Here is a 10,486-nt window from a genome sequence, read left to right on the forward strand (position 1 = left end):
CACCGACGGCCGGACGCCGGTGACCGGGACGGGAGCGACCGGCGGGAACGGATCACGGCGGGAGCGGCGAGCGCCGCCGGTCAACGGGGCCGCACACTGGTGCGGGTCAGTTCGTCGGTGATCAGGGCGGCCAGCCGGTCCAGGCCGAGGTCGATCTGTTCCGGGGTGACCGCGCTGACCGACAGCCGCAGCGCGTCGACCGGGCGGCCGTCGTCGTAGAAGTGCGCCATCGGCGTCCAGAGCACGCCGTAGCGCTCGGCGGAGCGCCGCAGCAGCGCGTCGTCGACCGGAAACGGTACGGTGACCACGACGAAGAAGCCGCCGGCCGGGGCGTTCCAGCGCACCGGCGAGCCGGCCGGGAGCCGCCGCCGCAGCCCGGCCAACAGATGGTCCCGGTTGCGGGTGTACACCGCCCGCTCCCGCCGGTTCGCGGCGACAAGCGAGCAGCCGTGCTCCAGCAGCGCCCCACCGATCACGGCCTGGGCCAACGGGGAGGTGTTCACCGTGACCATGCTCTTGACCTTGGCGAGCTGGTCGGCGAACAGCCCCACCACGCCGTCGGCACCGCCGACCCGCTGGTCGGCCACCAGGTAGCCGATCCGGGCCCCGGGCAGCACCGTCTTGGCGAACGAGCCGAGGTAGACCACCCGACGCCGGGTGTCCAGCGCCTTCAGCGTCGGCAGCCGGTCGGCGTCCCCGGCCGGAAAGAGGCCGTACGGGTTGTCCTCGATCAGCAGCAGGTCCTCCTCGGCGGCCAGGTCGAGCAGCCGCCGCCGGTCGACCACCGGGATGCTGGTGCCGGAGGGGTTGGCGAAGTCGGGCATCACGTAGCAGGCCCGGGGCCGCAGCCCCTCGTCCCGCGCCCGGCGTACCTGGGTGCGCAGGTCGGCCAGGTCGATCCCGGTCGGACCACCGGCCACCGGCCGGACCGGCAGGTCGACCAGCCGGGCCGCACCGGTCAGCCCCACGTACGTCGGGGCGACGGCGAGCAGGACGTCGGCCGGTCCGGCCCGCAACGCCCGCAGCACCAGCAGCATCGCCTCCTGGCAGCCGACGGTCACCACCACCGCCTCGTCGTCGACGTGGACATCCTCGTCGACGGCGAGGTTGCGGGCGATCAGGTGGTGGATGATCCCCTTGGTCCGGCCGTACTGGAACAGGGTGCGGCGGATCTGTTCGGGGCTCTGCCCGAGGTCGTCGGCGAGGTGCCGGCGGAACCGGCCCAGCCAGCGCCCCGGCGCGTCGTCGTCGAAGTACTCCTCGTAGGGCCGCCCGGCCGCCAGCGACACCGCGTCGGGCCAGTGCCCGGCGACCTCGTTGAGGAAGTTCATCGAGTTCAGCGCCGGGTCGTCGACCGCCGGATGCAGCGTCGCCAGGTCCAGGTCCACCAGATGTTCCAACGGGTCAGCCTCCGGTCAGGGTACGCAGCCGCCGGGCCCGCCCCGGGTCGGCGCAGCCGCTCAGCGTCAACGCGTCGCGCAGTTCCCCGGCGAGCAGGTCGAGGGCGGCCCGTGCGCCGGGTCGGCCACCGGCGGCGAGTGCCCAGAGCATCGGGCGGCCGAGCAGCACCCCGGTCGCGCCGAGGGCGAGCGCGCGCAGCACGTCCGTGCCGGAGCGCACCCCGCTGTCCAGCAGCACCTCGATCCGCTCACCGACGGCGGCGACCACCTCGGGGAGCACTGTGGCGGTGGCCGGTGCCCCGTCGAGCTGCCGGCCGCCGTGGTTGGAGACCACCACGGCGTCCACGCCGACGTCGGCGGCGCGGACCGCGTCACGCGGGTCGAGGATTCCCTTGACCAGCAACGGCAGCCGGGTACGCTCCCGCAGCCAGGCCAGATCCGCCCAGGTCAGCGCGGGGGCGAAGACGGCGTCGGTGTGCACGGCGACGGCGGACACCCCGGGCGTGCCGGCGTGCGCCAGGTCGTTCCGGCCGCCGGGCAGGTTGGCGGCGGTCACCTCCGGCGGCAACGCGAAGCCGTTGCGGACGTCGCGCAGCCGCCGACCGAGCACCGGCACGTCCACGGTGACCATCAGCGCGGCGCAACCGGCGGCGTGCGCCCGGTCGAGCAGCTCGGCGACCAGTCCCCGGTCGCGCAGCCAGTAGAGCTGGAACCAGACCGGCCCTTCGGTGGCGGCGGCGACCTGCTCGATCGGGGTGCTGCTCAGCGTGCTCAACACGTAGGGCACCCCGGCCGCGCCGGCCGCCGCCGCGAGCGCCGATTCGCCGTCCGGGTGCAGCAACCGCTGGTACGCCATCGGCGCGACCGCCACCGGCATGGCCTGTTCCCGGCCGAGCAGCACCGCGTCGGTACGGGGCCGCTCCACGCCGGTGAGCACCCGGGGCAGCACGGCGACCCGGTCCAGGGCGGCCCGGTTGGCGGCCAGGGTGGTCTCGACACCGCTGCCCCCGTCGACGAAGTCCCAGACGCCGGGCGGAAGCGCCGCCCGCGCCAGGTCGGCGAAGTCGGCCAGACTGACCGGCGGCCGGTCAGCGTCCCCGACCGGACCGACGACGGCCGAACCGACGGCCGAACCGACGGTACGAGGGGAGTCCGTCACCGCCCGTCCCCGACCGTGGCGGCGAGCGGGGTGACCGTCGGCGGGGCGGGCAGCCCGAAGACCTCCCGGAGGAAGGCGGCGGCCTCGTCCTGGGCCCGGCGGCCCGCGTCGAAGACTCCGGGCATGGCGAAGAACCCGTGGATCATGCCGGGATAGCGGCTGGCCCGCACCGGCACCCCGGCCTCCCGCAGCCGCTGCGCGTACCGCTCCCCCTCGTCGCGCAGCGGGTCGTGTTCGGCGGTGACCACCAGTGCCGGCGGCAGGCCGGACAGGTCGTCGGCGAGCAACGGCGACGCCAACGGGTCGAGCGCGTCCGCCGGGTCGGCCAGGTAGTGCCCGCGATACCAGTCGACGGAGTGCGTGTTGAACAACAGCGGGTCCTGCCCGTCAGCCGGCCGGTCGTCGGCGTCCTGACCGAGGGCGGGTCGACGGTCGGCGCGCTGGTCGGTGTTCGGGTAGACCAGCAGTTGCCCGGCCAGCCGGGGGCCGCCCTCGGCGCGGGCCAGCAGGGTCACCGCCGCCGCCAGGTTGCCGCCGGCGCTGTCCCCGCCCACCACCAGCCGGTCAGGGTCCACCCCGAGGTCGGCGGCGTGCTCGGCCAGCCACCGGGTGGCGGTGTGGCAGTCGAGCACGGCGGCCGGGAACGGATGCTCCGGGGCCAGCCGGTAGCCGACCGTCACCACCTGGCAGGGGGTGGCGTTGGCCAGCCGGCGGCAGATCCCGTCGGCGGTCTCCACGCTACCCAGCGTCCAGCCGCCGCCGAAGAAGTAGACCAGGGTGGGCAGCGGCCCGTCCCCGGCTGGCCGGTGTACCCGTACCCGCAGATCCCCGGCGGGGCCGGGCACGGTCGTGTCGCGTACCTGGTGGACCGGCTCGACGTCGCCGCCGCCGGCGCGGATCGCGGCGAGGTCGGCGGCGCGGGCCTCGGCCAGGGTCTGGGTGTAGAGCGGTGGGATGCCGGCGGCGGCCCGCGCGGCCCGGTACGCCACCACCTGGGGGTCGAGGGACATGGGTCGGCTCCTATCCGCCGGTGCTGACGAAGAGCTTGTCGATGCCGCGCAGGAACAGGCTCCCGCTGTAGTCAGGCTGCTGGCTGACCGCGAGTCGGGGGAAGCGGGCGAAGAGTCGGGGCAGGCCGATCCGGCCCTCCAGCCGGGACACCGCCGCACCGAGGCAGAAGTGCGGGCCGACGCCGAAGGCCAGCGACGGGGGGCCGTCCCGGCGCGGGTCGAACCGGTCCGGCGCGGGGAACCGGCGCGGATCCCGGTTGGCGCCCGCGATGATCAGCAGCACGTTCTCGTCCCGGGCGACCGGCACCCCGCCCAGCTCGGTGTCCCGGGGCGCGGCGCGGGCCAGGAAGTGCACCGGGCTCTGCAGCCGCAGCACCTCGTCCACGCAGCCCTGGGCCAGGGCGTCGTCGCCGGGCAGCGCGGCCACCGTCTCCGGATGGTCCAGCAGCACCGGCAGACCGTTGCTGAACATGTAGACGGTGGTGACGAAGCTGGCGTTGAACAGCACGATCAGGTTGCTGATCAGCTCCTCCTCGGTCAGGTCGACCTCGCCGGAGTCCAGCGCCTCGACCAGTCCGGAGATCAGGTCCTCGCCCGGCCGGCGACGACGGTGGGCGATCAGGTCCCGGTAGAGCGCGCGCAACTCCTCGGCGGCCTGGTTGGCCAGCGCCAGCCGCTGCGGGGTCTTGCCGGCCACGTCGAGGAACTCGTCGATCCAGTCGACCCGCTGCCGGTACCAGGCCAGTTCGGCCTCGGGAAGACCGATGAACTCGGCCATCACCAGGGCCGGCACCGGGTAGGCGAAGTCCGCGACGAAGTCGACCTCGCCGCCGTCGGCCCCGGCGTCGGCCATCCGGTCCAGCAGGGTGTCGACCACCCGGACGATCACCGGCTCCAGCGCGCCGAGCCGGCGCGGGGTGAAGGTGCGGGCGAAGACGCCGCGCATCCGGCCGTGGTCGGGTGGGTTGACGAACATCATCGACGACTGGAAGGTCCGCAGGATCTCCTGGTCCTGCCAGCCCGGCGGGGGCTGCTTGTACCACTGCGGGTCGCGCAGCACCTGGTCGACCAGGTCGTAACCGACGGCCACCGCACTGATCGTGCTGTGCTCCGGGCGGGTCGGCACGGCACTGATCGGCCCGTGCTCGTGCAGGGCCGCGTACCACGGATAGGGGTCTTGCCGGCCGGTGTCGCTGTAGAGGCCGGTCAGGATCTCGTCGACGTCCACGATGGTGCTTCCTCCCCAGGAATGAACGGTGGGGCGGCGGGTCACCCCCGCCACCCCACCGGTGTCACAGACCGAGCAGTCGAAGGGGTACGGCGTCCGCCAGCGCCTGATTGCCGGCGTCGTTGGGGTGGATGTGGTCACCGGAGTCGTACGCGGGCAGCAGTCGACTCGGCTGCGCCGGATCGCGCAGCACCGCGTCGAAGTCGAGCAGCCCGTCGAACTCGGTCGCACCCGGGCCCCGCAGCCAGGTGTTCACCGCCTGTCGGGTGGTGTCCTTCTCCGGCGTCCACACCCCCGGGTTGCCGTGCCCCTCGTACGGGGTCAGGGTGACCGCGAGGCTGCGCAGGCCGCGCGCCTTGGCCTGCTTGTTGATCTGCCGCAGCGAGGCGATGATCCGGTCTGCGGAATCGTCGGACATCCAGATGTCGTTGATGCCGAGGTGGGTCACCAGGGTCTTCACCCCGGTCTGGGGGAAGACGTCCTCGTTGAGCCGGGCCAGCGCGTTCGGACCCAGCTCGTAGTAACCGGGGAAACCACCCGCGCCGGGCTCGGTGCCCTCGTGGTTGAGCCGGTTGCCGGCCAGGCTGAGGTTGAGCACCCCGGGGGTACGCACCTCGGGGCGGGCGGCGACCAGCCGCCCGGCGAGCAGTTCCGGCCAACGCTTGTTGGCGTTGACGGTGCTGCCGTTGGCATCCCCGATCGAGTCGCCGAGCACCACCACCGCGCCCGGGCTCTGCTGGCGCTGCACGTCGATGCCGGACAGGAACATCCAGCAGCAGTCCGGCCGGATGGTGAAGCCGGCGCCGTCGGCGGCGGTGGTCAGGTCGTTCGCCCCGATGAAGGTGGTCACCTTGGACTGGCCGTGGAAGGTGACCGGCCCGGTGAGCACCGGGAAGTGCAGGGTGACGATCAGGTCCTCCTGCTCGGCCACCTGGTAGGTCAACGGGTCGCTGAGCAGTTCGGCGCCCTTGTTCATGGTCGCCGAGGTGGACCCGCCGAACGTCAGCTCGCGCAGCGTGCCGGGCCGGATGTCCGACCGGTCGGTCAGCGTGGTGAGGTTCGGGCGGGCGACGGTGGCGTGCCCCACCTGCACCGCCTGCTCACCGTAGAGGTTGCTCAACCGGACCCGCAGCCGCTCACCGCCGACTGTGGTGCGCACGGTCATCCGGATGCTCTGGTTGTTCAGCCCGGTGTTGGTCAGCCCGACGGTGTTGCCACGGGTGACCGCCGCGGCCCACGTGCCCGCCCACTCTTTATGGGCGGCTGCCCCGCCACGGTCGGAGTCGGACGGCCCGGCGCTGGCCACCACCGCCGGGGCGCTCACGACCAGCAACGCGGCCGCGGACGCTATGACCTGCCATCTCTTCGGGGTCGACATTGAACCTCCATGGTTGGCCGCCCAGGGCCGGCGTCCATCGACGGCACCGCCCGGACGATGGTCCAGAAACCTAGCCGCGACCTCTGACAGGCGTCAATCGCCCCGATAGACATGATCAAATGTCCATGGTGGCCGGTGCATCACCGTTCGGCCCTGTCCCCCGGCGATGCCGTCGGCCTAGGCTCGCAGGCGGCGGCGGTGCGGTCGCCCACTTCCCGCACCCCGTCGCGGGCCGGGCTCTGACCTGCTCGGACGCCATCCCGGCCGGTCGCCACGGCGGGCCCCACCGGGCCGCCGGCGACCCGCCGCATCGACCTGGGGGCTGTGCGATGACCGACGGGGCCGACCGATCCACCACCTACGTGCACGACGCGCTGGAGCTCTTCGTCGGGTTCGGCGACCGGGAGGCGCTGGTCGGCGACGGCCGCCGGCTGACCTACCCGCAGGTCGCCGCCGAGGTACGCGGGCTGGCCCGCGCCCTCACCCGCCACGGCGTACGCCCCGGTGCGGCGGTGCTGGTGATGCTGGGCAACGCCGTCGAGGGCCCGCTGCTCCAGCTCGCCCTGCACCTGCTGGGCTGCCGGACCATGTGGATCGCCCCGGTGACCTCCCGGCGGGAGATCGACGAGTTCGTCCGGCTGGCCCGCCCCGACGTGTTCGTGCACCACGCGTACGCCCCCGACGGGCTGGGTGTCGAGATCGCCGCCTCGCTGCCCGGGGTGCCGGTGCTGCGCCTCGGCGTCGAACTCACCGCCGACACCCCGCCGGTCGGCGCGGAACCCACCGCCGACGCCCCGGTCGGCGCGCAGCCCACCGCCGACGCCCCGCCGATCGACCTGCCGGCCGGGGTGCCCGTGCCGGAGTCGTTCCTGCAGACCAGCGGCACCACCGGCACGCCGAAGCTGGTGCACCACCGGGAGAGCTTCTACCGGCAGGTGCTGGCCCTGGCGGCCGATTTCCGCGCCGCCGGTTTCCCGCTGCTGCGGCACCTGTCGCACTCCCCGATGTGGCTGGCCAGCGGGCAGATCACCACCCTGTTCAACCTGTTCACCGGCGGGGTGCTCTTCCTGCGCCAGCAGTGGGACCCGGCCGCGTTCATCGCCACCGTGCACGCCGAGCGGCTCACCTCCACCTTCGTCACCCCGCCGATGCTCTACGAGGTGCTCGACCATCCGGCCCTGCCCGGCGCGGACTTCTCCGCGATGTTCATGTTCAACGTGGGTGCCGGCCCGGCCGCGCCCGCCCGGCTGCGCCAGGCCGTCGCCCGGTTCGGCCCGTGCCTGCGCATCGTGTACGGCCTCAGCGAGGCGGTGGTGATCTGCGCCCAGCCCGGTCTGACCGAGGATCCGGCGCACCCGGAGCGGTTGGGCTCCTGCGGTCGGCCGTACGGGGACGTCACGGTGGAGATCCGCGACGCCGACGGGCGGGTGCTCCCGGCCAATGTCGACGGCGAGGTGTGGGTGCGCACCCGGCTCAGCTTCCACGGTTACCACGGCCAGCCCGAGCTGACCGCCGAGACGCTCGTCGACGGCTGGGTACGCACCCGCGACATCGGCCACCTCGACGCCGACGGGTTCCTCTACCTGGTCGACCGGTTACAGGACCGCATCCTCACCCGGCAACGTAGCTGGCCGATCTACTCCCGCCCGATCGAGGACGTCCTCGCCGGGCATCCGCAGGTCCGGGCGGCGGCGGTGATCGGGGTGCCCGACCCGGTCGCCGGTGAGCTGCCGCACGCGTACGTGGTGCGGGCGCCGGGGGCGACGGTGACCGGGGCGGAGCTGATCGGGCTGGTCACCGCCGAGCTGAGCGACACCTGGGCGCCGGGTGCGGTGGAGTTCGTCGACGCGTTGCCACTGAACCGGTCGGCGAAGGTGGACAAGCGGGCGCTGCGCGACCGGTACGCCGCCGGGCTTCCCGCCGACCCGGTCGGCACCCCGTCATGACCGCCGACGCCGACACCGGCCCCCGGACGGCCACCGACCGGCCGCCGACACCACGCCCCGACCGGCCGGCGCAGCCAGGTCTCGACCAGGCGGCGCAGCCAGGTCTCGACGCTGGGAAGGCGGCGGGTGTCGTCGGATCACCGGCACGACGGGCCGCCCGGCGGGAGCTGGTCACCCTGGTCGCCGCCGACCTGATCTCCAACCTGGGCAGCCGCATCTCGGTGATCGCCATCCCCTGGCTGGTGCTCACCACCACCGGCAGCCCGGCCAAGATGGGGATCGTCGCGGCGGCGGAGTTCCTGCCGTACATGCTCTCCAGTTCGCTTGCCACCCCGTGGGCGGACCGGTTCGGGGTTCGGCGTACCTCCATCGTGGTGGACGCGGCGAGCGCGGCGGTGATCGCCGTGGTGGCGTTGGCGCCGTGGCTCGGTTTCGGGGCGCTGGTCGCCCTCGTCGCGGTGGCCGGCGGGCTGCGCGGCATCGGTGACCGGGTCAAACACGTGATGTTCCGGCCGGCGGCGCAGCGCGCCGGGGTGGAGCTGATCCGGCTCACCTCCGCCTACGACGGGCTGCTGCGCGGGGTGGCGTTGTTCGGCACGGTGATCGGCGGTCTGCTCATCGACTGGGTGGGGGTGACCCGGGCGATCTGGATCGACGCGGGGACCTTCGCGCTCTGCGCGCTGCTGGTCGCGGTGCTGGTCCGACCGCCCGCCACCGACGCCCCGGCCGCGCCCCGGGAGGGCTACTTCCGGGCGCTGCGCACCGGCTTCGGTTACCTGCGCACCGACCGGGTGTTGCTGACCATGCTGGTGGTGGTCTCCGCGTTGAACATGTTCGCCGCCGCCAACACGGCGGTCTGGGTGCCGCTGTGGGTCCGCGACGAACTCGGCGATCCGGCCGGCTTCGGCCTGGTGCTGGGGGTGTTCGCCGGTGGCGCGCTGCTCGGCAACGTGGTCTTCACGATGCTCGGCCCCCGGCTGCCCAGGACCGTGGTGTTCGCCGTGGGGGCGGCGTTGAGCGGCGCGCCCCGGTTGCTGGTCCTGGCGCTGACCGACCACCTGGTGGTGGTGCTGGTGGTGACGTTCCTGTCCGGGATCGGGATCGCGGCGGTCAACCCGTTGCTCGGTGCCGCCCTCTACGAACGGGTGCCGGACGAGTTGCAGACCCGGGTGCTGGGCATCTCCGGTTCGCTGGCGTTCGTCGGGCTGCCGGTGGGGGCGCTGCTCGGCGGCTGGTCGGTGGCCGCTCTCGGGCTGCGGCCGGCGCTACTGGCAATGGCGGTGGTGTGCGCGGTGCTGACCGTCCTGCCGCTTGTCGTCGGGCCGCTGCGGATGGGTCGGCCCGCGCCTGCGCCGGCCACCGCGTCAGCCTGACCGAGGGACCACCGACCGCAGCGCCGCCGGCCACCCGGCACCACCGCGCCGGTCCGCGGGGCCCGATGCCGGCAACCCCGCCGTGCGGGCGGACAGAAACGGCGGCCGGCGCGACTCGGCGCACCCGGACGACCATCAGGCGATCCGAGCGCGTGATGTGGACGACGGCACCGGCCCGGTCGGTTACATTGCCGCCCATGTCATCGACGTTGACCGAAGCCACAGATCCCTATTGCCTGCGCGAGGGGGAGAGCGCCGCGCTGCTGCGCGACCATCCCTGGCGCCGGTTCGTGGTGCTCGGGGACAGCGTCGCCGAGGGCATGTGCGAGCCGGTCGACGGCTACCCGGACGTGCAGTGGGCGGACCGGATCGCGGCCGAACTGTCGGCGGTGCGACCCGGGCTGGCGTACCTGAACCTGGGCCGACGCGGGCTGCGGGCGCAACAGGTCCGGGCCGGTCAGCTGGACCGGGCGCTGGCCTTCTCCCCCGACCTGGCGCTGGTGGTCTGCGGCGGCAACGACGCCTTCCGGACGGCGTTCGACCCGGACGCGGTCGACACCGAGCTGACCGCGATCGTCGGCGCGCTGCGCGACGCCGGGGCGGACGTGATCACGGTGGGCATGTTCGACGTCTCGCACAGCCCGGCCGTCCCGGCGGCGCTGCGTCCCGGTCTCGCCGCCCGGATGCGGCTGCTCTCCTCGCGTACCGGCCGGCTCGCCGACCGGTTGGGCGCGCTGCACGTGCACCTGACCGATCATCCGGCCGGCACCGATCCGTCGATGTACAGCAGCGACGGCCGCCACGGCAGCGCCCGCAGCGACGCCATCGCCGCGGCAGAGACCATCCGCCGCCTAGCCACCCACCTCACCGCCCCGACGGGTTGATCAAGAAGTTTCGGTCAGGAAATCGGCCCAGGATGACCTAAACCTCTTGATCAACCCGCGAAGGGCGACCTGGGGGCACGGGAGGAGAGGGAGGGGAGGGGGTGGGAG

The 10,486-nt window shown here is 73.5% G+C and carries 8 protein-coding genes; 3 read left to right on the forward strand and 5 right to left on the reverse strand.

What is annotated here, in order from left to right:
- Nucleotides 1-80: 80 nt before the first annotated feature.
- The 5 genes from AC0AIB_RS09325 to AC0AIB_RS09345 all read right to left on the reverse strand — a co-directional run bounded on the left by AC0AIB_RS09325 (nucleotide 81) and on the right by AC0AIB_RS09345 (nucleotide 6,148).
- Nucleotides 81-1,400 carry an aminotransferase-like domain-containing protein gene (locus tag AC0AIB_RS09325; protein WP_328347477.1) on the reverse strand — a complete coding sequence of 440 codons (1,320 nt, stop codon included), beginning with the start codon at nucleotides 1,398-1,400 and terminating at the stop codon, nucleotides 81-83.
- 4 nt (nucleotides 1,401-1,404) lie between these two features.
- Entirely contained in the window at nucleotides 1,405-2,472 is a 1,068-nt protein-coding gene (locus tag AC0AIB_RS09330) for an alpha-hydroxy acid oxidase (protein ID WP_328348803.1), read from the reverse strand.
- A gap of 83 nt (nucleotides 2,473-2,555) precedes the next feature.
- A complete protein-coding gene (locus AC0AIB_RS09335; RefSeq protein ID WP_465096427.1) occupies nucleotides 2,556-3,569 on the reverse strand; it encodes an alpha/beta hydrolase in 1,014 nt (337 codons plus the stop codon).
- A 10-nt stretch (nucleotides 3,570-3,579) separates the two neighbouring features.
- Complete coding sequence (locus AC0AIB_RS09340) at nucleotides 3,580-4,800, reverse strand: cytochrome P450 (protein WP_465096431.1); 1,221 nt, start codon at nucleotides 4,798-4,800, stop codon at nucleotides 3,580-3,582.
- A 61-nt stretch (nucleotides 4,801-4,861) separates the two neighbouring features.
- Nucleotides 4,862-6,148, reverse strand: coding sequence for an SGNH/GDSL hydrolase family protein (locus AC0AIB_RS09345; protein ID WP_328348805.1), 1,287 nt, complete (start codon nucleotides 6,146-6,148; stop codon nucleotides 4,862-4,864).
- Between the two features lie 356 nt (nucleotides 6,149-6,504).
- Between AC0AIB_RS09345 and AC0AIB_RS09350 the strand changes: the two genes are divergently transcribed.
- The 3 genes from AC0AIB_RS09350 to AC0AIB_RS09360 all read left to right on the forward strand — a co-directional run bounded on the left by AC0AIB_RS09350 (nucleotide 6,505) and on the right by AC0AIB_RS09360 (nucleotide 10,378).
- Nucleotides 6,505-8,121 (forward strand): class I adenylate-forming enzyme family protein, encoded by a 1,617-nt coding sequence (locus AC0AIB_RS09350; RefSeq protein ID WP_465096428.1) that lies wholly within the window; start codon nucleotides 6,505-6,507, stop codon nucleotides 8,119-8,121.
- Entirely contained in the window at nucleotides 8,118-9,494 is a 1,377-nt protein-coding gene (locus AC0AIB_RS09355) for an MFS transporter (RefSeq protein ID WP_328347483.1), read from the forward strand. The genes AC0AIB_RS09350 and AC0AIB_RS09355 overlap by 4 nt, the downstream gene beginning before the upstream one ends.
- 197 nt (nucleotides 9,495-9,691) lie before the next feature.
- The gene (locus AC0AIB_RS09360; RefSeq protein ID WP_328347485.1) at nucleotides 9,692-10,378 is read left to right on the forward strand and encodes an SGNH/GDSL hydrolase family protein; all 687 of its coding nucleotides are present in this window, start codon (nucleotides 9,692-9,694) and stop codon (nucleotides 10,376-10,378) included.
- Nucleotides 10,379-10,486: the final 108 nt, after the last annotated feature.

The sequence above is a fragment of the Micromonospora sp. DSM 43699 genome (genome assembly GCF_055517075.1).